The organism is Limimaricola sp. AA108-03 (assembly GCF_050847355.1).
Lineage (GTDB): Bacteria > Pseudomonadota > Alphaproteobacteria > Rhodobacterales > Rhodobacteraceae > Limimaricola.
This window is the reverse complement of the sequence record NZ_CP193755.1, coordinates 1,016,081-1,040,031: the sequence shown is the minus strand read 5'-3', so window position 1 is coordinate 1,040,031 and position 23,951 is coordinate 1,016,081. Positions and strand designations below refer to the sequence as shown.

Sequence of the window (23,951 nt, the reverse complement as noted above, 5' to 3'; positions counted from 1 at the left end):
TCAGGCCTCCTTGTCGCCGGAGAGGGTCCGTTGCCCCAGTTTGCGGATCGCGTCAACAAGACGGCTGACATGGCTGCCCTTGGAGCCCTTGACCAGCACGACATCGCCGGAATCGACCAGCCGCGCGGTTTCGGGGATCAACTCCTCGACCTTCTCGACCCAGCGGCCGCGCCGCGCATCGGGCAGCGCCTCGTGCAACGCGCGCATTCTCGGTCCCACGCAATGCACGGTCCTGAGCGCCGCCATCGACGGATCTGCGGCCATCTCTGCATGCATCGCGCGCTCGCGCGGGCCTAGCTCCAGCATGTCGCCGAGAATCGCGATGCGGCGGCCGCGATGCACCCGGCCCACGCCGTCGCGGGTCTGCGCCGCAGCCAGCACCGCGAGCGCGGCCGAAAGCGAGGTCGGGTTGGCGTTGAAGGCGTCGTCGATCAGTTCCAGCGTCTCGCCGTCGCGGGCGGGATCGATCACCACCGTCTCACGGGTCCCGCGGCCGGCGGGCGGCGCCCAGGCCGAAAGGTTGCAGATCGCACGCGCACGGTCGGCGCCCAGTGCCTGCGCCACGGCGATGACGCCCAGCGCATTGACCATGAAATGCCGCCCCTCGGTCGCGACCTTGAGCGACACCTCGGTGCGCCACAGCCGGGCCCGCCCCACCGTGACTCCGTCGCGCACATGCGCTTCCTTGAGCCGGTGGTGGTTGCTGACGCCGTTGCCGAAACCGATGATCCGCGCCCCTGCGGCCCGGGCCGCGGCGCGCAGGATCGGACTGGTCGGCAGGTCGCCATTGACCACGGCGCAGCCGCCCGGCTCCAGCCCCTCGAAGATCGCGGCCTTTTCGCGCGCGATTCCCTCGACATTCTCGAAGGCCTCGAGATGGACGGCGGCGACGGTCGTGATCATCGCCACATGCGGACGCGCCATGCGTGCCAGCGGCGCGATCTCGCCGGGGTGGTTCATGCCGATCTCGATGACCGCGAAGTCGGTATCGGCGGGCATCCGCGCCAGCGTCAACGGCACGCCCCAATGGTTGTTGTAGCTCGCCTCGGCGGCATGGACGCGCCCCTGCCCCTCGAGCGCCGCGCGCAGCATCTCCTTGGTCGAGGTCTTGCCGACCGAACCGGTGATCGCGGCGACGCGGGCCCGGGTCCGGGCACGGCCCGCGATGCCGAGCCGTTCCAGCGCCGGCAGCACGTAATCGACGAGCAGGAGCGGCGCGTCTTCGGCCACGCCCTCCGGAACGCGGCTCACCATCGCGGCCGCGGCGCCTTTCTCGAGCGCCTGCGCCACGAAATCATGCCCGTCTCGCGCCGCCTCCAGCGCCACGAAGAGATCGCCGGGCTTCAGGGTGCGCGTGTCGATCGAGACGCCTGTGGCACTCCATTCCGTGGTGGCGCGCCCACCGGTCGCGGCGGCGGCGTCGGCTGCGGTCCAGAGCGTCATGCGTGACCCTCCAGCGCGGCCACGGCGACCGAAGCCTGCTCGGCATCGTCGAAGGGCAGGATGTCGTCGCCGACGATCTGACCGGTCTCGTGACCCTTGCCGCAGATCAGCAGCGCATCGCCCGGCCCCAGCGCATCGACACCGCGCAGGATCGCCTCGGCGCGGTCGCCCGTCTCGGTAATGCTCTCGGCGCCGCCCACCACGCCGCGCGCGCCCGCCATCACGGCGGCGCGAATCGCTGCGGGATCCTCGCTCCGGGGGTTGTCGTCGGTGACGATCACCGCTTCGGCGTTGTGAGCGGCGGCCGCGCCCATCAGCGGTCGCTTGCTGCGATCTCGGTCACCGCCCGCGCCGACGATGGCGATGATCCGTCCCATGACGTGCGGGCGCAGCGCCTTGAGCGCCGTCTCCACCGCGTCGGGCGTATGGGCGTAATCCACGAAGACGGTGCCGCCATTGCCGCGCTGGGCGGCGAGCTGCATCCGCCCGCGCACCGTGGTCAGTTCCGGCAGCGCCCGGAATACCTCGTCGGGGTCTTCCCCCGCGCCGATGACGAGAGCGGCGGCCAGAAGCACGTTCTCGGCCTGGAAACCGCCGACGAGATCGAGCCGGCACATCCGGGCCGTGCCCTGCCAGGCGAAACGCAGCTCCTGCCCAGTGGCGTCGAAGCGTTGCGCCAGAAGCCTGAGCCGCGCCCCCTCGGCACGACCGACCCCGATCACCTCTTGGCCGCGCGCGGCGCAGCGCCGGGCGATCTCGGCACCCTTGGGATCGTCGAGATTGACCGCGACCACGCCCTCATCGGGCAGCACCCGGTCGAACAGAGCCAGCTTGGCCTCGAAATAGGCCTCGAAGCTGTGGTGATAGTCGAGATGGTCCTGGCTGAAATTGGTGAAGCCCGCGGCGGCCGGGATCACCCCGTCGAGCCGGTGCTGATCGAGCCCGTGGCTGGAGGCTTCCATCGCCACATGGGTCACGCCCTCGCGCGCGGCCTGGGCCAGCGCCCGATGCAGCGTGATCGGCTCGGGCGTCGTGTGCTTGAGCGGGTGGGTCCATGCCCCCTCGACACCGGTGGTGCCGAGATTGACGGCGCGGCGACCCATCGCGACCCAGATCTGGCGCGCGAAGGTCGAGACGGAGGTCTTGCCGTTGGTGCCAGTGACGGCGACGATGGTTTCCGGCGCCGGGCCGAACCACAGCGCGGCGGCACGCGCCAGCGCCTGTCGCGGCTCCTCGGCGACGATCAGCGCCACCTCGCTGCCCGACAGCGCGGGCGCGGCGATGCGGGCGCCTTCGGTATCGGTGAGAATCGCGACAGCGCCCTTTTCGAGCGCCAGTTCGACGAAGCCTGCCCCATGCGCGACGCTGCCCGGCAGCGCCGCGAAGAGATGACCCGGCCGCACCTCGCGGCTATCCACCGAAAGCCCGGTCAGGCGTGCCTCGCGGCCGCCTTGCGCCGTCAGCCCCAATTCGGCCAGCGTGGCCTGTTTGCCGTCCATGTTAGCCCCTCGCCGCCCTAGTTCGCGGCCAGCGATATACCCTCATAGGGCGCACCTTCAACCTGCGGCCGGAGCCCCAGCAGCGGTGCCGTGCGCCGGATCATCTCGGCGGCCACCGGTACGGCGGTCCAGCCAGCGGTACGGCGCGGGATCGAACCCGTGGTTTCCACGGGCTCGTCGAAGGTCACCACGAAGACGTATTTCGGATCGGTGGCCGGGAACATGCCGGCGAAGGTCGAGATCACCTTGTCCTTGTAATAGCCGCCGCCGTTTTCCTTGGGCTTGTCGGCGGTGCCGGTCTTGCCACCGACCTCGTAGCCCTCGACATCACCCAGGCTCGCCGTACCGCGGCTGACAACGGCGCGGAGCATGGCGCGGGTCGCGGCGGCGGTCTGCTCGCTGACCACCCGCTCCCCGGGCGCACGGTTGGCCTTGTGCAGCAGCGTCGGCGTGACCTTGAGGCCGCCATTGGCCAGCGTCGCGTAACCGGCGGCGAGATGCAGCGGCGTGACCGAGAGGCCGTGGCCATAGGAGATGGTCATGGTCGAGATCTCGGACCACTGCGCCGGCAGCAACGGCTTGCCGGTGGGTGCCTCGATCATCTCCACCGCGGTGGGTTCGAGCATGCCGAGCTCTCCCAGGAATTCCCGCTGCTTCTCCGCGCCGAACATCAGCGCGATGCGCGAGGTGCCGATGTTGGAGCTTTCGACGATCACGTCGGTGGCCGAGAGCTGCGGGCCGTAATCGTGGAAGTCGCGGATTCGGAACCGGCCCCAGGTCATCGGACCCTTGGTGTCGATCATGGTCGAGGGCTGGATCAGGCCCATCTCGAGCCCCTGCGCCACGGCGAAGATCTTGAACACCGAGCCCAGTTCATAGACGCCCTGCACCATGCGGTTGAAGAGCGGGCTGTCGGCGGGGGAGCCCTTGGTCAGTGGCCGGGGCCGGTTGTTCGGGTCGAAATCCGGCAGGCTCGCCATGGCGACGATCTCGCCTGTCTTGGCCTCCATCAGCACCGCCGCCGCGCCGCGCGCGTTGAGCAGATTCATGCCGCCCAGCAGGACCTCCTCGACCGCAGATTGCACGGTAAGGTCGAGAGACAGCCGGAGCGGAGCCCCTTCATTGGCGGGATCGCGCAGATAGGCATCGAATCGGCGCTCCACACCCGCGACGCCGATCACCTCGGCCGATGAGACCCCTTCGCGGCCATAGCTGGCCCCGCCGAGGATATGCGCGGCGATCGGTCCGTTCGGATAGATCCGCATTTCACGCGGACCGAACAGCAGGCCGGGATCGCCGATGTCATGCACCGCCTGACGCTGCTCGGGGCTGATCTGCTTGCGGATCCACATGAACTTGCGCGGGCCGGTGAAATCCTCGAGCAGTTCCTGCTCGTCGAGTTCGGGGAAGATCCGCACCAGTTCGGCCGCCGAGCGAACCGGGTCGACCATCTGCGGCGGCTGCGCATAGAGCGCGTAGGTATCGAGATTGGTGGCGAGGATCCGACCCTTGCGATCAGTGATGTCGGCGCGCTGGGCAATGATCGGGTTGCCGGACGCGGACGCGCGGGGCTCCTCGGCGGGCGCGCCTGCCATACCACCCATCTTCAGGCCGATGGCCCCGAAGGCGAGGAAGAAGAAGCCGCCCAGCACCAAGAGCCGGCCCTCGGCGCGCGAACGGGCGCGGTCGCGGTTTTCCTCGTGACGCAGTCGCAGGTTCTCGCGCTCGATCGCGTCGGGATTCTCGCCGCGCTCGCGCGCCTTGAGGATTCGCGCCAGCGGGCGCAATGGCCGTCTGATCACAGCGGTTCCTCATCGGTGTTCATGAAGGCCGAGGACACCTCGACCGGGTTCATGATCGGCGGCAGCATTTCGGGCGGAAAGCCCACCTGTTCGATCTGGCCAAAGGCCTCGGGGCGCAGCGGCAGCAGACCCAGCCGGTCGAAGTTCAGGTCGGCGAGGTCGCGTAGCCGGTCGGGACGGTTGAGATAGGCCCATTCGGCGTTGAGCATGCCCAGACGGGCATGTGCCGCGCCGATCCGCGCATAGAGCTGGCGCACTTCGCGCAGGCTCTGCTGCGTGCTGTAATTCTCCTGATAGGCCCAGAAGCCCAAGGCGACGACGGCCAGCGCCGACAGCACGTAGATCACGCCCCTCATCGACGTTTCTCCCCTTTGTCCAGAATAGGCATGCCCAGCGCGGCCGGATCGGCCCGCCCCGCCGGGGCTGTGGTGCGCCGCGCCACCCTAAGCCGCGCCGAGCGCGCGCGCGGGTTGGCGGCCAGTTCCTCGTCGTCGGGCCCGGCGGCCTTGCGCCCGACCAGTTCGAAGGCCGGCGGCGGCCCCTCGACCTCGGGGGCGAAGCGGTTGGCGTTGCCGGTGGCACCGGCGCGCAGCTGCATGAAGCGCTTGACCATGCGGTCCTCGACCGAATGGAAGGTCACGACGCCCAGCAGCCCGCCGGGCTTCAGCGCCCGCTCGGCCGCGGCGAGCCCCTCGTAGAGCTCGTCATATTCCTCGTTCACCGCGATGCGCAGCGCCTGGAAGCTACGGGTCGCCGGATTGGACTGGCCCGGCTTCTGGCGCGGCAGGCAGCGCGCGATGATTTCGGCCAGCTGCAGCGTCGTGGTGACGGGGCGCGCGGCGACGATGGCGCGGGCGATGCGGCGGCTCTGCCGCTCCTCGCCATAGAGAAACAGGATCCGCGCGAGATGCGCCTCGTCCGCCTCGTTGACGATATCGGCGGCCGAGGGGCCGGTCGTGCCCATGCGCATGTCGAGGGGGCCGTCCTTCTGGAAGGAGAAGCCCCGCTCGGGCTGGTCGATCTGCATCGAGGAGACGCCGAGATCGAGCACCACGCCGTCGAGCGGCTCGCCCGCAAGCTGATCGAGTTGAGAGAATCGCCCCTCGCGCAACTGCAGCCGGTCGCCATGCTGCCCGGCCCAGGCCCTGGCCATCTCGAAGGTCGAGGGATCGCGATCCACCGCGAATACCTTGTCGGCGCCGGCATCGAGCAGCGCCCGCGTATAGCCGCCCGCACCGAAGGTGCCGTCGAGCCAGACCCCCTGGATCGGTTGCAGCGCCGCGATCAGCGGCCGCAGCAATACCGGCACATGAGGCGCATCGGTCATGGTTCAGAGCCCTTCCACGAGGCTGAGCGGGTCGAAGCCCTCGGGCTGTTCCTCGAGCCAGTCGGTGACCTCCTGGCCCACGGTCTGCTCGAAGGTGTCGGCCTTCCAGATTTCGAAATAGTCGCCGACGCCCATGAACAGAACCTCGCCCTGCTCCAACCCGAGCTTGCGACGCTGGCGGATCGGCATGACGATCCGGCCGTCGCGGTCGACCTCGAGCTTCATCGACTGGCCCAGATAGAGTCGGCTGACCATCTGCTTTTGCTTGGAGCCGGCAGGCATGGCCCGGATCTGGGCCGCGATACGGTCGAACTCCTCGACCGAGTAGACCCGCAGGTTGTCCTTAAGATGGTCACCGAACTGCAGGTAAAGCTTGGGAGAAAGTCCCTCGGTCCAATCCGGATCACCGGCTTCGAGCACGCGGCGGAAGTCGGCCGGGATGGACATGCGCCCTTTCCCGTCGATCTTCTGCGGATACTCTCCGGTGAAACCCAGCACGCGTATCGAGACCCTTGCCCATGCCCGCCCAGGTCAGAGACCTCGTGATACGAAAACGGCGGACCGAGCTGCTGCCACTGCTCGATCCGCCGCATCGTCCCGTTTCCGGGATGTCCGATCGCGCGCGCCACCTGGGGGGATGTCTGCTCGCTCGCGCGCCGGATCTCTTGTTAGAAAACAGCGGGTTGCCTGTATGAACCTGCTAATTTTTTGCCGATGGGGTCTTGGTGCCCCTAGTCCGTTTGTCCACCGTTTCCTTGGCCACAGGGATGCCATGGGAATTCATGGGAGGCAACAAATTTCAGGTCTAAAATGCCGGTTCGAGGGACAGTGTTTGCCGCTCGCCTCCCGCGAATTACGCTGATTTCGCCGGAAAACCACACGATCTAGAGATCATGTCGAACTGAATACAAGATATTGCGATCTAAGATTGTGACCTAAAATCCTCGCCTTTCCAAAAGAGCGGCGCGGTTCGCTTAGCAGGATCCCGCGCAGGGATCGGCAAAAAGCCCCACATTCTCAACAGAGTCGCCTAAGTTGTGGATAAGACCGGGGATAACCTTACCAACCTGCCCGAATCGACAGGCTCGATTCGGATAACGGCCCAGAGGTTCCATGAGTTCCCGGCCCGAGATCCCATGAGATCCCGGACCGGGGCGCGATCAGGCCATGCCGCCTGCGATCAGCCCGCGCGCGATCTTGGCATAGGCCTCGGACATGGCCCCTTCACCGGCCGCCACGGGTGTCCCCGCGTCGCCCGCGAGACGGGTGTCGAGATCGATGGGCAAGCTGCCCAACAGAGGCACGCCCAGCCGCTCGGCCTCGAGCCCCACTCCACCATGACCGAAGATATGTGCCTCGTGGCCGCATTGCGGGCATATATATAGAGACATGTTCTCGATCAGGCCCAGCACCGGGGTCTTGAGCGTCTTGAACATGTCGATCGCCTTGCGCGCGTCGAGCAGCGCCACGTCCTGCGGCGTCGACACCACGAGCGCGCCGGTCAGATGCGTGCGCTGGCACAATGTAAGCTGCACGTCGCCGGTGCCGGGCGGCAGGTCGACGATCAGCACGTCGAGCTCGCCCCAGGCCACCTGGCCGATCAACTGCTGCAGCGCCCCCATCAGCATCGGTCCGCGCCAGACCACCGCCTTGTCGGGATCCACCATGAGCCCGATCGACATCATGGTGACGCCATGCGCATGCAGCGGCTCGATGGTCTTGCCGTCCGGCGAGCCGGGGCGCTTGTTCACCCCCATCATGCGGGGCTGCGAGGGGCCATAGATGTCGGCGTCGAGCAACCCCACGCGCCGCCCCTGGCGCGCCAGCGCCACGGCGAGATTCGAGGCGACGGTCGATTTGCCCACCCCGCCCTTGCCGGATCCGACCGCGAGGATGCGGTCGACTCCGGCGACCCGTTGCGGCCCGGTCTGACCGGGGGCCTGCGGCGTCGGATGACGACCGATCTTGAGCGAGGGCGCCTCGCCCTGCGGCGCCTGCCTCGCGGCGGGGCTCGCCGGACCATGCGCCGTCAGCAGAACGCTGACATGGTCGACGCCGGAAAGCGCCGCCACAGCGGCCTCGGCCGCCCGGCGGACCGGCTCCATGCCGCGCGCGGCGTCGGAATCGGGAGCCTCGATGACGAACCGCACATGGCCGCCATCGATTCCAATGGCGCGGACCATGTCGCGCGTCACCAGATCGCCGCCACCGGGCAGCCCGATGCGGCGCAATTCGTCGAGGATTTGGTCACGCGTCACTGTCATCTCGGTTCCGTTTCCTATGTTCCATCAGGGCGCTGCCCGATTGCCGCGCAAGACTCGTGCTTTGCCGCCCAATGCGCAAGCAGCCATGAAAACCCTGACGTTACGCTAAGGAAGTCCATGTTTTCATGAAATTTTTACCATGCGCTCGCTGCATAGCAGCATTGCCGTTCCGAGGGATTGTGCATCCGCAGCACGTGGCTATTTTGATCCTCGAAGACGCAATACGGCGCCTTCGACGACCGGTCCCGAGATCTGGGATCGACCAGAACCGAGCAGACCGGCCCGCCGATTGGGCCCCGAATGAAAGAGGTATGCGACATGGCATACACGACCGAAACCCGCAGCGCCGGCCTTGGCCAGCGCATCGCCGCCTTCCGCGCCACTCTGGCCGACCGCGTGGCGAAGAACAAGATCTATCGCTCGACTTATAACGAGCTGCAGGCGCTGACCGATCGCGACCTCGCCGATCTCGGCATCAGCCGCTCGATGATCAAGCGGATCGCGATCGAGGCCGCCGAGGCCAAGTAAAAGTTTCCCAGTTCCCGACCGGTTCCTCCTCCTCCCTGAACCGGTCGCGAGCCGCGGTCCCGCCCCTCCTCCTCCCTGGGTGGCCCGCAACGAGGCGACGGCATCTTCCTCCTCCCTGATGCCGTCGCCTTGAAGAACGACAGAGTTACGGGCCGCCCCCTCCTCCTCCCTGGGGCGTGCACGTAGATCAGACCGGCAGGGTCCTCCTCCTCCCTGACCCAGCCGGTCGCACACCACGGGCGCTTCTCCTCCTCCCTTGGAGCGCACGCGGATCAGAGCGACGGGACCTCCTCCTCCCTGTCCCGTCGCTCGCGAAATTCGAATACGGGCCGTTCCCTCCTCCTCCCTGGAACGGCGCGCATCAGACCGGCGGGGTCCTCCTCCTCCCTGACCCCGCCGGTCGCACAGGATACGGATGCCCCTCCTCCCAAAACGGCATTCGTTGCATAGACCGGCCGGGCCCTCCTCCTCCCTGGTTCGTGCCGGTCGACCGAGACGGCAGCGGGTTCTCCTCCTCCTCCCTGAGGATCCGCCGACCGGTACAGACGGCGGCGCCCCTCCTCCTCCCTGGGCGTCGCCGTTTCTCGTTTTGGGCCTTTCCATTTTCGCCCCGCGGTGCAGATTGGCGCGCATGACCGCGCACTCGCTCCTCCCTGCCTTGATGGGCTTCGCCCTCGTCACCCTGTTCACCCCGGGGCCGAACAACCTGATGCTCATGGCATCCGGCGCCAATTTCGGCCTGCGCCGCTCGGTGCCGCACATGGCGGGGGTGGCGCTTGGCTTCGCCGCGATGGCGGGGCTCGTCGGGCTAGGGCTGGCGCGGGTGTTCGAGATCTGGCCGGTGCTGACCACCGTGCTCCGGGTCATCTCGATCGGATTCCTGCTCTGGCTGGCCTGGAAGATCGCCACGGCCGCCCCGAAATCGGCGGACGCACCCGAGACCGAAGGGCGGCCGCTGACCTTCCTGCAGGCCGCGGCCTTCCAATGGGTCAACCCCAAGGCATGGGCGATGTCGGTGACCGCGACCAGCGCCTATGTGGGGGATGCCGGGCTGTTCGGCGTCGCGCTCGTGGTCGCGGTCTTCGCGGCGATGGGCACGGTTTCGGCCGGGCTCTGGACCGTGCTGGGACAGGGGTTGCGCCGGCTGCTGTCGGACCCGCTGCGGCTGCGCATCTTCAACATCGTCATGGCGGCGCTGCTCGTCGCCACGCTGTGGCCGATCCTCGCGGCGCTGTAACGCGAAACGCCGAAGACCCGTCAAGGTCCCCGGCGTTCGGATCGCCTTGCCGCGCAGTCGGCTAGACCTCAGCCCTCGGCATAGGCCTGCATCACCTCGTCGGAGGCCTCGACATTGGTGGTGACGGTCTGCACGTCGTCGTCATCCTCGAGCGTTTCCACCAGCTTCATCAGCTTGGCGAACTCCTCGGCGTCGAGCGGCGTGCGGTTCTGCGGCTTCCAGATCAGCTTGGTGGTCTCGCTCTCGCCGAGCGAAGCCTCGAGCGCCGTCGCCACCTCGTTGAGATCGGTGTCGGCGCAGTAGATCCAGTGGCCGTCCTCGTCGCTCTCGACATCCTCGGCGCCGGCCTCGATCGCGGCCATCATCACCGTGTCGGCATCGCCGACCTCGGCCTTGTAGTGGATTTCGCCCTTGCGATCGAACATGAAGGACACCGAGCCGGTCTCGCCGAGATTGCCGCCGCTCTTGCCGAAGGTCGAGCGCACGTTCGAGGCGGTCCGGTTGCGGTTGTCGGTCATCGCCTCGACGATGACGGCGACGCCGCCGGGACCGTAGCCCTCGTAGCGGATCTCGTCATAGCTCTCCGCGTCACCGCCCTGAGACTTCTTGATGGCGCGGTCGATCACGTCCTTGGGGACGGAGACCGACTTGGCCTCCTTCACGGCCATGCGCAGGCGCGGGTTCTTGTCGGGATCGGGGTCGCCCATCTTGGCGGCGACGGTGATCTCCTTGGAGAGCTTCGAGAACAGCTTGGAGCGCGCGGCGTCCTGCCGCCCCTTGCGGTGCTGGATGTTGGCCCATTTGGAATGGCCGGCCATGGCGGGGCTCCTGTCGTGATATGCGAAAGTCCGGGTCTCTATATGCCACCCCCCGCGAAGGGGGCAAGCGGTCCATCAAAGCGGGAAGAACAGTGGAATCACCAGCGAGGCGGTCAGCGCGGTCAGCACGTTGAGCGGCACGCCGATCTTCAGGAAGTCGGAGAACTTGTAGCCCCCCGGCCCGTAGACCAGCGTGTTGGTCTGATAGCCGATCGGCGTCGCGAAGGCGGCCGAGGCGCCGAACATCACCGCCACGATCAACGGCCGCGGATCGACACCCAGAGCCTGCGCCAGTCCGATCGCCACTGGCGTCAGGATCACCGCCACGGCGTTGTTCGATACGATCTCGGTCAACACGGAGGCCAGCAGATAGACAACCAGCACCAGCGCCCAGCTCGGCAGGTGCATGAGACCGGGTGTCAGCCACTCGACCAGCAGCGATACCGCGCCGGAGTGGTCGAGCCCCGCCCCCACCGCCAGCATCCCGAAGATCAGCGCCAGCAAGCGCCCGTCGATGAAGCCGAACGCCTCGTCGGCGTCGATGCAGCGGGTCAGCAGCACCACCGCCACGCCGATGAAGCTCATTACCGCGATGTTGGCGACACCGATCGCCGAGAGGCCGACGATGGCAAAGAGCACGGCGAGCACGATCGGCGCATGGCTGCGGCGATAGGCACGCTCGGTCGGCTGGGCGACATTGACGAGGTTCATGTCAGTCGCGAGTCGCTGGATGTCGGCCATCGCACCTTCGAGCAGCAGCGTGTCACCGACCCGCACCACCAGATCGTCGATCTGGCGCCCGATGTTCTTGTCGCGGCGATGGACCGCAAGGGTATAGACGCCGTAGCGGCGGCGCAGGCGCAGATCGCCGAGCTTGCGGCCCACCATGCGGCAGTCGGGCGTGATCAGCACCTCGACCGTGGTGGTTTCCACCGCCGACACCTGATCGACGCGGCGCAGGCTCTTGTTGGCCTGAAGGGACAGAAGTTCGGTCATCGCGGTTCGCAGCACCACCCGGTCGCCGACCTCGAGCGTGACGCCGGTGAGGTTGCGCCGGAGCGAGGCGTCGCCGCGCACCACGTCGATCAGCCGCACGCCCTCGCGCTTGAACAGTTGCACGTCGGTGACCTCGCGGCCGATCAGGTTGCTGTCGGGCGGAATCACCGCCTCGGTGAAGAAGCGCATCTTCGACTTGCCCGAAAGCAGGCCCGCCATGGAATCCCGGTCCGGCAGCAGCTTGCGGCCGATCAGCCCCAGATAGGCCACCGCTACACCGGCCATGAGCAGCCCGGCGCCGGTGATCTCGAAGATGCCGAAAGGCTCCATGCCGGCGGCCTGCACCACGCCGTCGACCAGCAGGTTGGTCGAGGTGCCGATCAGCGTCAGCATGCCGCCGAAGATGGCAAAGTAGCTCAGCGGGATCAGCAGCTTCGAAGGCTGATGCCCCATCTGCGCCGAAAGACGCACGAAGATCGGGATCATCACCACCACGATCGGCGTGTTGTTGATGAAGGCCGACATGGCGAGCACGGTGAAGGTGAGCGTGATCAGCGTCGTTCTGGGACGCTTTTCGACATGACGGGCGGCCTGGGCCGAGATCCAGTCGAGCGCACCGGTCCGCACGAGGGCACCCACCACCACGAAAAGCGCGGCGATGGTCCACGGGGCCGGGTTGGCGAAAATGCCGATGGCTGCGGCCTCGGGCAGGATGCCCAGAACCAGCATGGTGATGGCGCCGGTGATCGCCACCACCTCGACGGGATAGATCTCGCGCAGGAACGCCAGGAACATGGCCAGCACGATCAGCATCGCGGCGATCGCTTCGGCCTCGGACGACAGGGAAATGCCGAACATCGTCAAAACCTTCCGGGGCGGCCGAGTGTCACGGCCGGAACTCTACTATGGCCGATGGCCGAAATCTCACGCGGGGCCTGTCTGCGACAACCGGCCGCCCTGTCGCACCATCTCCACCCGCGAGGCGAGGCCGGTGCGGTCGTCGGTCTCGACATAGAGGCCGCACAGGGTGACCTCCTCCATCGCCGGGGTGAAGCGCCCGCCCGGCATGCCGGTGACGAAGCGCCTGAGCGGCTCGTCCTTCTGCATGCCGATGACGCTGTCGTAATCGCCGCACATGCCGGCATCCGACTGGAAGGCGGTGCCGCGCGGCAGGATCGTCGTGTCGGCCGTGGGCACATGGGTGTGAGTCCCCACCACGATCGAGGCGCGACCGTCGCAGAAATGCCCCACGCCCATCTTCTCGCTCGTCGCCTCGCAATGGATGTCGATCAGGCTCGCCGCGACCGCGCCCCCCGGCGGGTGCGCCTTGAGTACCGGCTCCAACGCCGAGAAGGGATCGTCATAGGGACGGCTCATGAAGACCTGCCCCAGAACCTGCGCCACCAGAACCTTGCGGCCCCGCGTCGCCTCGAACACCCGCGCGCCGGTGCCGGGGGCGGATTTGGAGTAGTTCAGCGGCCGGATGATACGCGGCTCGGCCTCGCAGAACCGCAGCATGTCCTTCTGGTCGAAGGCATGATCGCCCAGCGTGATGACATCGGCGCCCGCTTCGAGAAGGCCCTTGGCATGCTCGGTCGAGAGACCGCGCCCGCCGGTGGCGTTCTCGCCGTTGACCACCACGAAATCGAGCCGCCAGTCGCGGCGCAGGCCCGGGAGCCGCTCCGCCACGGCCTGCCGGCCACCGCGACCCATCACGTCGCCAAGGAACAATATTTTCATTCCGTCGGTGTTAGGGCGGCCATTTGCAAAGGGCAAGCGAAGCGTCGCCACCATGCGATGTCACGTTGCGATGCCGCGCGAACCGCCCGATCCGCCGGCAGGGGCCGTAACGAACCGCCCGTTCCGCCAGCCCGGCTCAGCCCGGTACGACGATTCCGGTTTCGGTCACGATCAGGTCCAGCGGTTGGTCCGTGGGTTCGACCGGAATCTCCTCCGCCTCCTGCGCGGCGAAGGCGAAACCCACCGCCGTGACCGGACCCGAGGCCCGCAACCGTTCAAGTGTCCGGTCGTAGAAACCGCCGCCATAGCCGAGCCTGTGCCCATGCCGGTCGAAGGCCACCAGCGGCACGATGACGATCTCGGGCGTGATCCACTCGCCCGCCACCGGGACATGCGCGCCGAAATGCCCCTCTTCGAGCGCGCAGCCCGGGGTCCATTCGCGAAACCGCAGCGGCCGCCCCGCCCCCTCGATCACCGGCACGCCGATGCGTGCATGGGAGGATGCGGCCTCCATGGCGGGCAGCGGGTCGATCTCGCTGCGCATTGGCATGTAGCCCGCGATCGGTCGCGCCGGGAGTTCCAGCAGCCAGCGGGTCAAGTGTTCGGCCTGGGTGCTGGCGGAACGGTGCGCCAGTTCGCGGCGCAGAAACGCCGCCTCGCGCGCGGCCTTCTTGCGAGCGGCAAGGCCGGTGATGCCGCTCATAGCAGGATCACCGAGGCGAGGCCGAGAAAGGCGAAGAAGCCCACCACGTCCGTGACCGTGGTCACGAAGGTGCCCGAGGCCAGTGCCGGGTCGATGCCGAAGCGGTCGAGCACGACCGGCACGACCACACCCGACAGCCCCGCCACCACGAGGTTGATCACCATGGCCACGGCGATCACCGCGCCGAGCATCGGCGAGCCGAACCAGACGAGGCCGACGATCCCCATCACCACGGCGAAGGCCAGCCCGTTGATCAGCCCCACCGCCACCTCGCGCCGGATCACCCGCCAGACGTTCGAGGTGGTCAGGTCGCGCGTGGCGATGGCGCGCACCGCGACGGTGAGCGACTGGGTCCCCGCATTGCCGCCCATCGAGGCGACGATCGGCATCAGCACGGCAAGGGCCACGAGACCGGCGATGGTCTCCTCGAACAACGAGATGACCAGCGAGGCGATGATCGCCGTGCCGAGATTCACCGCGAGCCATGGCAGCCGCTGCTTGGTGGTTTCGCGCACCGAATCCGACAGTTCGCTCTCGCCGCCGACGCCGGCGAGGCGAAGGATGTCCTCCTCGTGCTCCTCGTCGAGCACGTTCATCGCGTCGTCGATGGTGATCACGCCGACCAGCCGGTCGTCGTCATCGACGACCGGTGCCGAGATCAGGTGATACTGGTTGAAGGCGTAAGCCACCGCACCCTCGTCATCCTCGATATGAAAGGTGCGAAAGCTCTCTTCGGTGATGTCGCGCAGTGGCGTCGAGCGGGGCTTGGACAGGAGCCGCCCGATCTGCACGTAGCCCACGGGCTTCATGCGCGGATCGACTAGCATGACGTGGTAGAACTGATCCGGCAGCGTATCCGAGCGGCGCAGGAAATCGATCGCCTCGCCCACGGTCCAATGTTCGGGCGCGCGCACCACCTCGACCTGCATCAGGCGGCCGGCGGATTCCTCCGGATAGGCCAGCGCCTTTTCGACCGCGATCCGGTCGGTGGCGGCCAGCGCGTCGAGCACGGCGGCCTGCTGATCCTCGTCGAGATACTCGACGAGGTCGACCACGTCATCGGATTCGAGTTCGCGAACCGCCTCGGCCAGCTCCGTCGGCGCGAGCGACTGGATGATCTCCTCGCGAAGGTTGTCGTCGAGTTCCGAGAGGATCTCGCCATCCATCCCGCCCTTCCAAAGGGCCAGCAGCGCGCGGCGATCTCGCGCGTCGATCTGCTCAAGCAGGTCAGCGATATCGGCGGGGTGGAGCGGCGCGAAGATCGTGTCGAGCCGCGCCGCATCGCCGGCCTCGACCGCGTCGAGCACCTCGTCGAAGAGCCGCGCCGGAAGGCCGAAATCGTCCTCGTCGCTGTCCGGCTCGTGGCTTTCGATCTGGTCGTCCATGACATCTCCCGGTGTTGGCGCGGACCATAATGGATGTTCGCGCAACGGCAACCGGAGCGCAGGGCACCGGCCGATTTACCTGCGCGCGCGCCGCTCCTATCCTTCGCCCATGACACAGACATTGCACCTGGGCCAGACCCTGAACTTCACCGGCGATCCCTTCATCGAAGGCCCCGCCGCCGCCACCCATTCAAGCCGCGGCGCGGTGCTGGTCGAGGGTGGCCGGGTCGTCGCCACCGGCGAGGCCGACGCGCTGCGGGCGCGACATGGCGGCGTGGAGGTGATCGATCACGGCGAGGGGCTGATCCTGCCGGGCTTCGTCGATGCGCATATGCATTACCCCCAGACCGCGATGATCGCGAGCTGGGGCAAGCGGTTGATCGACTGGCTCAACAGCTACACCTTTCCCGAGGAAGGCAAGTTCGCCGACCGCGCCTATGCCGACGAGGTCGCGGGCCGTACGCTCGACCTCGCCATCGCCAACGGCACCACGACGCTCACGAGCTTCTGCACGATCCATCCCGGCAGCGTCGATGCCTTCTTCGAGGCGGCCGAGGCGCGCGGCATGGCGGCCTTCGCGGGCAAGACCTGCATGGACCGCAACGCGCCCGATTTCTTGCGAGACACGGCGCAGAGCGCACATGACGACAGCAAGGCGCTGATCGCGCGCTGGCACGACAAGGGCCGCGCCCGCTATGTCATCACGCCGCGCTTTTCGCCCACCTCGACGCCGGAGCAGCTCGACGCGCTGGGCGCGCTCTGGGCCGAACATCCGTCCTGCCTGATGCAGACGCACCTATCCGAGCAGGTGGACGAGATCGAATGGGTGAAGGGCCTGTACCCGGAGGCGCGCGACTATCTCGACACCTACGAGGCGCATGGCCTCTTGGGCGAACGCGGTCTCTACGGCCACGCCATCCATCTGGAGCCGCGCGAGGCGGACCGCCTGCGCGAGGTCGGGGCCGGGCTCGTGCACTGCCCGACATCGAACACCTTCATCGGCTCGGGCATCTTCGACATGGCCGCGCGGGTGGCCGAGGGGCAGCGGATCGGGCTGGCCTCGGATACGGGTGGCGGCTCGTCCTTCTCGATGCTGCGGGTAATGAGTGCCGCCTATGAGCTGGGCCAGCTCAGGCGCAACCCGATCCACCCCGCGCAGCTCCTGTGGCTCGCCACCGAAGGCTCGGCCAAGGTGCTGCATGCCGCAGGCGAAATCGGCCGCCTCGCACCCGGCGCGGCTGCCGACATGATCGTGCTGGATCTCGCCTCGACCCCCGGAATCGCCCAGCGCTCGGCGCTGGCCTCGGACATCTGGGAGGCCCTGTTCCCGACGATCATGATGGGGGACGACCGTGCGATCGCGGCCACCTATGTGGCGGGCCAGCGCATGAAGGGCTAGTCCCCGTTTCGGAAAGCTGCGCGTCGAGGCGAGATCAGCTTTGCCACGGTGCGCAGCGGCCTGATGACTTTGTTCCTGAAATACGCAAATCCTGCCATTGCCAGCCGCGCGCCGCTCAGCAGATTTGGCGCAGCAGTTCCAGCGCCTCGGCGTGAATGCCCGCATTGGCGGCGGCAATGACGCGCCCGCCCTCATGCGCCGGGCCGCCCTGCCAGTTGGTGACTACGCCACCGGCGGCCTCGATCACGGCGATGGGGGCGCAGATGTCATAGCTGTTGAGCCCCGCCTCGATCACGAGGTCGACCTGCCCCAGTGCCACCAGCGCATAGGCGTAGCAATCCATGCCATAGCGCGTCAGCCGGGCCTTCCGGCTCACGGCTTCGAAGCCCGCCTGTTCGGCCGGACTGCCGACTTCGGGAAAGGTGGTCATCACGATCGCTTCGGAAAGCGCGCGGGACGCACCCGTCGCAAGACGACTTTCCCCCAGCGGCCCGTCAAGACGCGCGATGCCCAAGCCCCCCTCGAAACGTTCGCCAATATAGGGCTGGTCGATCACTCCGAAGATCGGCCCGTTCTCGTCGCGAACCGAGATCAGAACGCCCCATGTGGGGGTCCCGGCAATATAGGCGCGGGTGCCGTCGATCGGGTCGAGCACCCAGGTCAGCCCGCTGGTTCCGGGTTCTGCGCCGTATTCCTCGCCGAGGATCGCGTCCTCGGGACGTCGCTGCGCCAATATCGCCCGCATCGTGCGTTCGGCCGCGCGGTCGGCCTCGGTGACCGGGTCGAAACCGACCCCGTCGCCGGTCTTGTCATCGACGCCGATGCCCTGCCGGAAGTGGCGCAGCGTCTCGGGCCGCGCGGCATCGGCCAAGGCATGGGCCGTGGCCACGATGTCGCGGATGAGATCGGGGGAGTATGTGCCGGTCATGTAGCGCCCATCCTGCTCGGACGGATCGGCCGCCCGATGGCGGCGGTAGCGCGCGGACGGCGCCCCGGTCAAGACCGGGGACCGTCCTCCGACGGGTGCTTTCAGGCGGCGTCGCTCAGCACGCGGGCCAGGTCGAACAGGCGGCGGCGCTGCTGTTCGGGGATCGCGTAATAGGACCGCAGCAGTTCCAGCGCCTCGCGGTCGGCCATCACGTCGCCGGGCATGTCGCCGGGCCGGGCCTCGGGCTCCGCCGCGTCCATGCCCTCGAAGAAAAAGGACACCGGCACGCCGAGCGCGTGGGCGATGTCCCACAGACGCGAGGCGCTGACGCGGTTCATGCCGGTTTCGTATTTCTGGATCTGCTGGAACTTGATGCCGACCTTTTCGGCCAGCTGCTGCTGGGTCGTGCCATTCATCCAACGGCGATGACGGATGCGCTTGCCAACATGGACGTCAACGGGATGCTTCATCGGCTGTCCTTCTTAACCTTCTGCGCCCAAATGCGGTACTCGACCGGACGCTGCGCGTTGCAAATGTTTTTCGGGCACGCATGCCCATCAGTATATATCCATTTAGACACGCATCGGTTGCAAAGGTCATCATGGCTTTTTGGTCATGACCCGGGTCAAATGGACAGTGAAACTGTCCGGAAGGTCAGGACCGCAGAGCAAACCCGTGTTTCCTTTGGCGAATCGTGGCTGAACAGCGCGGGATCGGTCCATGAACCTGTCTTGAACCGGGCGCTGACGATCAGGGGCTGCCAAACGGACCCGGAAAGCAGTCTGCTACGAGGCTCGTTCCCGCACTTCCGGACGCTCATCGGCGCCGCGATCCCTGGCCTTCGAGCCTTGCTACCACCCGGCGGCGCCAACGGCGTCAGGCTTGAAAAGCGCCGCCCAATCCCCAATATCGGAACCGAGCAGTTTTTCTTCTGACCGGAGGTCTCAATGGCTGAATTCAATACGATCCGCGCGACGGCCGGGGCCCGCTCCGCTCGGATCGACGAAGGGCTTCGCGCCCACATGAACAAGGTCTACGGCACGATGTCCGTGGGCATGCTGATCACCGCCGCGGCGGCATGGGCTATTTCGGGCCTGGCGACCACGACCGACCCGGCGCTCGCGGCCGCGCAGATCGGCACTGGCAAGTATCTGACCAGCTTCGGCGCCGCGATCTATGCTTCGCCGCTGAAATGGCTGATCATGTTCGCGCCGCTGCTGTTCGTCTTCGGCTTCTCCGCCGGCATGAACCGCATGTCGGCCGCCACCGCGCAGGTCGTCTTCTACGCCTTCGCCGCGGTGATGGGCCTGTCGCTCAGCTCGATCTTCCTCATCTTCACCGGCGTCTCAATCATTCAGGTGTTTCTGATCACCGCCATCGCCTTCGCGGGGCTGTCGCTTTACGGCTATACCACGAAGAAGGACCTGTCAGGTTTCGGCACCTTCCTGATCATGGGCGTGATCGGCCTGATCGTGGCCTCGATCGTGAACATCTTCCTCGCCTCCTCGGCGGTGGCCTTCGCGATCTCGGTGCTGGGCGTGCTGATCTTCGCCGGACTGACCGCCTATGACACGCAGAACATCAAGAACATCTACGTGAGCCATGCGGCCCACGGTGACAGCGAGTGGCTGGGCAAGGCCGCCATCATGGGCGCGCTGCAGCTCTACCTCGACTTCATCAACATGTTCATGTTCCTGCTGCAGCTTTTCGGCAATCGCGAATAAGCTTCGTGACAGACGACATTGGTCCAGGGGTCGGCGGCAACGCCGGCCCTTTTTCCATGTGGGGCTATTTGTCCGGCAGCTGCGCCTTCACGCACCAGGCCCGCGCCGGCAGGCGGATCGGTCCGCCATGGTCGAGCCGCTGCGCCAACGCGCCGCGCAGCCGCGCCCGGGCATCGGGGTCGAGACCGTCGAGGTACCGCTTCGCCGTGCTGGGGGCCTGGGTGAAGGGACGCCAATAGGCCTCGAAATCCTCGTGCTCGCTCATCGTGTCGATCTGCCCTATCGCCGGCTCCAACCCCACGGCGCGACAGGCCCGCTCAAGACCGGCAAAGTCGCAATCGGCAAAGCGGTGCCGTTCGGAGGACCGCACCGCCTCCGGGTCGATGGACCTGGCCGCCTGCCAGAACTCATCCAGCATGCCCATGCCGCCAGAGGGATAGTCCCAAACATAGAACCCCAGCAGGCCGCCGGGGCGCAGCACGCGGCGCATCTCGGCCAGCGCCGCTTCCATCGAAGTTGCGAAATTGACGAAGAGCCCGGCCACGGCGACGTCGCGGCTCTCCTCCGGCAATGGCAGTTGGAGCGCGTCGCCATGCTCGATGCTGAGGCGGGCGTCGGAGAAGCGATGTTGCAGATGCGCGACGAAGCTCTCCGACTCCTCGACCGCAAGCAGGTGCCGCGGCGCCGAGCGTTCGAGGATCGCGGCGGTCAGGACGCCGGTTCCGGCACCGATATCAATCCAGTCGCCTCCGGTGGGCGCCTTGAGCCAATCCAGGAACCGATCAGCGACGGGGCGACTCCAGCGCCCCATGAACAACTCGTAGGCCTCGGCTTCGGCCCGCGCGACAATCCCGTCCATGGCGCACCCCTCCACGATCTCCCTCGCCCTATCCTATCATGATCGGGCGCGTGGCGCTGCATCGCGGTACGCCATGCAAGTGGGTCACCTGCCCCGTCGCGCGGCCAAGGGCGCGCCGCCGGGAGGATGCGAGTGCATTGCTCGGGGTGATCCTCGCCTTACCCCGACCGCTACGCTACTTACCCATCTTCGAAAGCTTGGACTGCAGCTCGGCAAGCTGCTTCTTGATGTCGTCGAGGTTGTCGTCTTCCTTTTCCGGCTTGGGCCCGGTGGAGCCCATCATGCCCCCCGTCATCGCCTTGAAGAAGGCCTGCTGCTGCGCGCGCATCGCCTCGAAGCCGGGCATCTGCCCCATTGGCGAAACCTTGGTCATGTTCTCCATGAGCTTCGACTGCCCGTCGCGCAGCATCTCGAACGAGGCGGCGAGGAACTGCGGCACCACGGAGCTGGCCTGGCTGGTATAGCTGCGCACCAGATCCGTCAGCACATCGACGGGCAGCACGCTTTCGCCCCGGCTTTCGTGTTCTGCGATGATCTGCAGCAGGTATTGGCGGGTCAGGTCGTCGCCGGATTTGAGATCGACGATCTGCACCTCGCGGCCCGCGCGGATGAAGCCGGCGATATCCTCGAGCGTGACGTAGTCGCTGGTTTCGGTGTTGTAGAGCCGCCGGCTGGCATATCGCTTGATCAGAAGCGGTTTCGTGGTTTCGGCCATCTCTTTCCCCCCGGCATGATGCGCTGCAGCAAAGCCTAGGACGGTGTTTCGCAAAAAGAAAGGGCGGGCTGTCGATGACAGCCCGCCCGCCGCGGCGTGGGAGGAGCGCCGCAGTGCGGCTTACTTCGAGGCCGCCTGAGCGGTCTGCGAAGAGGCCTTGCGAGTCGCGGCCTGAGCATCGGCGCCGGCCTTCTTGGCGGCAGCGGTCATGTCGTCGCTCATGTCCTTGCCAGCCGAGAGCATCAGTTCGAGGGTCTCGGTCTGCAGTTTCTTCGCGATTTCCGCGAAGGCGGCCATGTGCTCGGAGGCGGCTTCGGCGGAGGAGGAGGCGAAGTCGCTCATCGCCTTGGCGTAATCGGCGGGCTCCGACTTGGCGCGGGTCACTTCGCCGAACTTGGCGAGCGTGTCCTGGGCCCACTTGGCCGAAAGCTCGGTCGATTTCTGCGCCGCTTCGAGATTGGCGGCGGAGAGCTTCTCGGCGAGCGCGGATTGGTTCTTGAACATCTCTTCCATGTTCTTGGTGTCGACGGGGAAGGAGCCCATCATGTCTTTGAAGATCGCGGTGAAGTCTTGCGTGTTGGCCATCAGAAGTCCCTTTCTGGTCGCTGCGGCAGCACCATGGCCCCGCTCTGTCGAACTCATGAGCTGAATATGAATGCTGCGCCGCAGCATTTCAAGATGTTTTTCTGCGGTGCAGCAAAAAACTTCCCCAAGGGCAGGAAGCGCCTTATTCGGCTGCGAGGCGGCCCCCCGTTACGTAGCGCCCCGGAGCCGGGCCCAGCGCCGGATACGCCTTGGAACCGGGCTGACGCGCTGGCACCAGTTCGCCCGATCGCGGCTTCAGCCATTCGATCCAGACCGGCCACCATGACCCTTCGTGCTTGGTCGCGGCCGCGCGCCATTCCTCGGGCGTCTTGGCCGGTTTGTCATTGGTCCAGTAGCCGTATTTCTTCTTGGCAGGCGGGTTCACGATGCCCGCGATATGGCCCGAACCCGACAGCACGAAGGTCTTGTCCTTCGAGCCCATCTTCTGAATGCCGCGCCAGCTCGAATCCCACGCCGCGATGTGGTCGCTTTCGCATCCGACCGCGAAGACCGGCACCGTCACTTCCGAGATCTTGGCCAGATGCCCGGCCACGGTGAAGCCCTCGGTCGCGAACAGGTCCTGCTGGCACAGGCCGCGCAGATATTCGACAGCCATGCGCGCCGGCAGGTTGGTGCCGTCGCCGTTCCAGTAGAGCAGGTCGAAGGCGGGGGGCGCCTCGCCCATCATGTAGCTGCGGATCGCGGGCTGGTAGATCAGGTCGCGCGCGCGCAGGAAGGAGAAGGTGCGCGACATGTAGAACTTGTCGAGCACACCCGCCTCGCGCGCCTCCGCTTCGATGCCGTCGACGAAGTCGTCGTCGAGGAACACGCCCACCTCGCCCTGATCCGAAAAATCGGTAAGGGTGGTGAAGAAGGTGGCCGAGTTGACCGAGTTGTCCTTGCGCGCCTTGAGCACCGACAGCGTCAGGCTCAGCGTGGTCCCGGCGATGCAGTAGCCCACCGCGTTGACCTTCTTGACGCCGCAGATCTCCTTCACCGTCTCGATCGCCTGAAGATAGCCATCTTCCACATAGTCGGTCATGCCGATCTCGGCATAGCTCGGATCGGGGTTGATCCAGCTCACCACGAAGAGCGTGTAGCCCTGCTCGACGACGTGGCGGATCAGGCTGTTCTGCGGCTTCAGATCGAGGATGTAGTACTTGTTGATCCATGGCGGGAACAGCACCACCGGCGTCTCATGCACGTCCTCGGTCTGCGGCGCGTACTGGATCAGTTCGAACAGATGGTTGCGAAACACCACCTCGCCCGGCGTGGTGGCGAGGTTCTCGCCCACCCGGAAGGCATTGCCGTCGGCCAGCGTCACGACGAGGTCGCCCTTGTTGGCCTCGAGATCGCGGACCAGGTTCTCGAGCCCGTCGATCAGGCTCTGGCCTTCCGTCTCGAGCGCCTTTTGCAACGCGTCGGGATTGGTGGCGAGAAAGTTGGTCGGGCTGAACATGTCGACGATCTGGGTCGCGAAGTAGTCGAGCCGCTTCTTCTCGCGCGGCTCCAGACCCTCGATCGAGTCGATCGCCATCCGCACCGCCTCGGCATTGGTCAGATATTGCTGCTTGATGAAGTTGAACCAGGGGTGGGTGTCCCATAGCGGGTTGGAAAACCGGCGGTCGCCCTTCTTGTCGCTTGCCACGGGGGCCGCGCCGGGCACCAGTTGCTGCTGCGCCTCGACGTAATGCCTGAGCGTCTTGCCCCAGTAGCCGAGCTGGTGCTCCATCATCCGGGCCGGGTCTCGCATCATCTCGGCCCAATAGGTCCCGGCGGCCTTCATGTAGAGGTCGTGGCTCGGCCCCTGCAGGCTGGGCGGCACCTGTCGCCCCTGCCCCATCGCGCCGACGAGCCGCTGCGTCAGCTCCTCGATCCGGGTCAGATTGGCTTCCAGCCGTGCCTTGGCGCCCGTGGCCAAACCGTCACCGGTCCCGCCCTGATCCGCGCCCTTGCCGTGATCGTCAGTTGTCATACACCCTCCCGCGCCCTAGTTTGC

The 23,951-nt window shown here is 66.6% G+C and carries 23 protein-coding genes; 5 read left to right on the top strand and 18 right to left on the bottom strand.

Annotated elements, in window-relative coordinates; genetic code table 11:
* The 7 genes from ACRAQ3_RS05145 to ACRAQ3_RS05115 form a co-directional block, all read right to left on the bottom strand.
* The gene (locus tag ACRAQ3_RS05145; protein WP_432255898.1) at nt 1–1,443 is read right to left on the bottom strand and encodes a UDP-N-acetylmuramoyl-tripeptide--D-alanyl-D-alanine ligase; all 1,443 of its coding nucleotides are present in this window, start codon (nt 1,441–1,443) and stop codon (nt 1–3) included.
* The gene (locus tag ACRAQ3_RS05140; protein ID WP_432255897.1) at nt 1,440–2,942 is read right to left on the bottom strand and encodes a UDP-N-acetylmuramoyl-L-alanyl-D-glutamate--2,6-diaminopimelate ligase; all 1,503 of its coding nucleotides are present in this window, start codon (nt 2,940–2,942) and stop codon (nt 1,440–1,442) included. The genes ACRAQ3_RS05145 and ACRAQ3_RS05140 overlap by 4 nt, the downstream gene beginning before the upstream one ends.
* A 17-nt stretch (nt 2,943–2,959) precedes the next feature.
* Nucleotides 2,960–4,744, bottom strand: a complete 1,785-nt coding sequence (locus tag ACRAQ3_RS05135) for a peptidoglycan D,D-transpeptidase FtsI family protein (protein ID WP_432255896.1) — start codon at nt 4,742–4,744, stop codon at nt 2,960–2,962.
* Nucleotides 4,741–5,100 carry a cell division protein FtsL gene (gene ftsL / locus ACRAQ3_RS05130; RefSeq protein WP_085894715.1) on the bottom strand — a complete coding sequence of 120 codons (360 nt, stop codon included), beginning with the start codon at nt 5,098–5,100 and terminating at the stop codon, nt 4,741–4,743. The genes ACRAQ3_RS05135 and ftsL overlap by 4 nt, the downstream gene beginning before the upstream one ends.
* Nucleotides 5,097–6,071: a 16S rRNA (cytosine(1402)-N(4))-methyltransferase RsmH gene (gene rsmH, locus ACRAQ3_RS05125; protein WP_432255895.1), complete on the bottom strand. Its 975-nt coding sequence runs from the start codon at nt 6,069–6,071 to the stop codon at nt 5,097–5,099. Before rsmH ends, ftsL begins: the two co-directional genes overlap by 4 nt.
* Nucleotides 6,072–6,074: 3 nt before the next feature.
* Nucleotides 6,075–6,569: a division/cell wall cluster transcriptional repressor MraZ gene (locus tag ACRAQ3_RS05120; protein WP_085894713.1), complete on the bottom strand. Its 495-nt coding sequence runs from the start codon at nt 6,567–6,569 to the stop codon at nt 6,075–6,077.
* 662 nt (nt 6,570–7,231) lie between these two features.
* A complete protein-coding gene (locus tag ACRAQ3_RS05115) occupies nt 7,232–8,335 on the bottom strand; it encodes an Mrp/NBP35 family ATP-binding protein (protein WP_269396982.1) in 1,104 nt (367 codons plus the stop codon).
* A gap of 318 nt (nt 8,336–8,653) precedes the next feature.
* Here ACRAQ3_RS05115 and ACRAQ3_RS05110 point away from each other — a divergent pair, with 318 nt between their 5' ends.
* Nucleotides 8,654–8,863 (top strand): DUF1127 domain-containing protein, encoded by a 210-nt coding sequence (locus tag ACRAQ3_RS05110; protein ID WP_269396983.1) that lies wholly within the window; start codon nt 8,654–8,656, stop codon nt 8,861–8,863.
* Nucleotides 8,864–9,494: 631 nt separating this feature from the next.
* Nucleotides 9,495–10,100, top strand: coding sequence for a LysE family translocator (locus ACRAQ3_RS05105; protein WP_432255894.1), 606 nt, complete (start codon nt 9,495–9,497; stop codon nt 10,098–10,100).
* 68 nt (nt 10,101–10,168) lie between these two features.
* Here the strand turns inward: ACRAQ3_RS05105 and ACRAQ3_RS05100 are convergent, their stop codons facing one another.
* From ACRAQ3_RS05100 to mgtE, 5 genes are all read right to left on the bottom strand, one after another.
* The gene (locus ACRAQ3_RS05100) at nt 10,169–10,918 is read right to left on the bottom strand and encodes a YebC/PmpR family DNA-binding transcriptional regulator (RefSeq protein WP_269396985.1); all 750 of its coding nucleotides are present in this window, start codon (nt 10,916–10,918) and stop codon (nt 10,169–10,171) included.
* 75 nt (nt 10,919–10,993) lie between these two features.
* A complete protein-coding gene (locus ACRAQ3_RS05095) occupies nt 10,994–12,772 on the bottom strand; it encodes an SLC13 family permease (protein ID WP_269396986.1) in 1,779 nt (592 codons plus the stop codon).
* 66 nt (nt 12,773–12,838) lie between these two features.
* A complete protein-coding gene (locus ACRAQ3_RS05090) occupies nt 12,839–13,654 on the bottom strand; it encodes a TIGR00282 family metallophosphoesterase (RefSeq protein ID WP_432255893.1) in 816 nt (271 codons plus the stop codon).
* A gap of 136 nt (nt 13,655–13,790) precedes the next feature.
* Nucleotides 13,791–14,357, bottom strand: a complete 567-nt coding sequence (locus tag ACRAQ3_RS05085) for a 5-formyltetrahydrofolate cyclo-ligase (RefSeq protein ID WP_432255892.1) — start codon at nt 14,355–14,357, stop codon at nt 13,791–13,793.
* Nucleotides 14,354–15,742, bottom strand: a complete 1,389-nt coding sequence (gene mgtE, locus ACRAQ3_RS05080) for a magnesium transporter (RefSeq protein WP_269396989.1) — start codon at nt 15,740–15,742, stop codon at nt 14,354–14,356. Before mgtE ends, ACRAQ3_RS05085 begins: the two co-directional genes overlap by 4 nt.
* Nucleotides 15,743–15,851: 109 nt before the next feature.
* On the opposite strand from mgtE, the gene guaD reads away from it, so the two are divergent.
* Entirely contained in the window at nt 15,852–17,141 is a 1,290-nt protein-coding gene (gene guaD, locus ACRAQ3_RS05075; protein WP_432255891.1) for a guanine deaminase, read from the top strand.
* Between the two features lie 115 nt (nt 17,142–17,256).
* Here the strand turns inward: guaD and hisN are convergent, their stop codons facing one another.
* Both hisN and ACRAQ3_RS05065 read right to left on the bottom strand, forming a co-directional pair.
* A complete protein-coding gene (gene hisN / locus ACRAQ3_RS05070) occupies nt 17,257–18,069 on the bottom strand; it encodes a histidinol-phosphatase (protein WP_432255890.1) in 813 nt (270 codons plus the stop codon).
* Between the two features lie 101 nt (nt 18,070–18,170).
* The gene (locus ACRAQ3_RS05065; protein ID WP_085894704.1) at nt 18,171–18,539 is read right to left on the bottom strand and encodes a helix-turn-helix domain-containing protein; all 369 of its coding nucleotides are present in this window, start codon (nt 18,537–18,539) and stop codon (nt 18,171–18,173) included.
* On the opposite strand from ACRAQ3_RS05065, the gene ACRAQ3_RS05060 reads away from it, so the two are divergent.
* The gene (locus ACRAQ3_RS05060; protein ID WP_432256312.1) at nt 18,495–19,004 is read left to right on the top strand and encodes a hypothetical protein; all 510 of its coding nucleotides are present in this window, start codon (nt 18,495–18,497) and stop codon (nt 19,002–19,004) included. The genes ACRAQ3_RS05065 and ACRAQ3_RS05060 overlap by 45 nt on opposite strands.
* Nucleotides 19,005–19,016: 12 nt before the next feature.
* Complete coding sequence (locus ACRAQ3_RS05055; RefSeq protein ID WP_269396992.1) at nt 19,017–19,793, top strand: Bax inhibitor-1/YccA family protein; 777 nt, start codon at nt 19,017–19,019, stop codon at nt 19,791–19,793.
* A 64-nt stretch (nt 19,794–19,857) separates the two neighbouring features.
* Here the strand turns inward: ACRAQ3_RS05055 and ACRAQ3_RS05050 are convergent, their stop codons facing one another.
* From ACRAQ3_RS05050 to ACRAQ3_RS05035, 4 genes are all read right to left on the bottom strand, one after another.
* The gene (locus ACRAQ3_RS05050; protein WP_432255889.1) at nt 19,858–20,652 is read right to left on the bottom strand and encodes a class I SAM-dependent methyltransferase; all 795 of its coding nucleotides are present in this window, start codon (nt 20,650–20,652) and stop codon (nt 19,858–19,860) included.
* A 175-nt stretch (nt 20,653–20,827) separates the two neighbouring features.
* The gene (gene phaR / locus ACRAQ3_RS05045) at nt 20,828–21,367 is read right to left on the bottom strand and encodes a polyhydroxyalkanoate synthesis repressor PhaR (RefSeq protein WP_085894701.1); all 540 of its coding nucleotides are present in this window, start codon (nt 21,365–21,367) and stop codon (nt 20,828–20,830) included.
* 120 nt (nt 21,368–21,487) lie between these two features.
* Nucleotides 21,488–21,952, bottom strand: a complete 465-nt coding sequence (locus tag ACRAQ3_RS05040; RefSeq protein WP_085894700.1) for a phasin family protein — start codon at nt 21,950–21,952, stop codon at nt 21,488–21,490.
* Nucleotides 21,953–22,094: 142 nt separating this feature from the next.
* Entirely contained in the window at nt 22,095–23,927 is a 1,833-nt protein-coding gene (locus ACRAQ3_RS05035; protein WP_432255888.1) for a PHA/PHB synthase family protein, read from the bottom strand.
* Nucleotides 23,928–23,951: the final 24 nt, after the last annotated feature.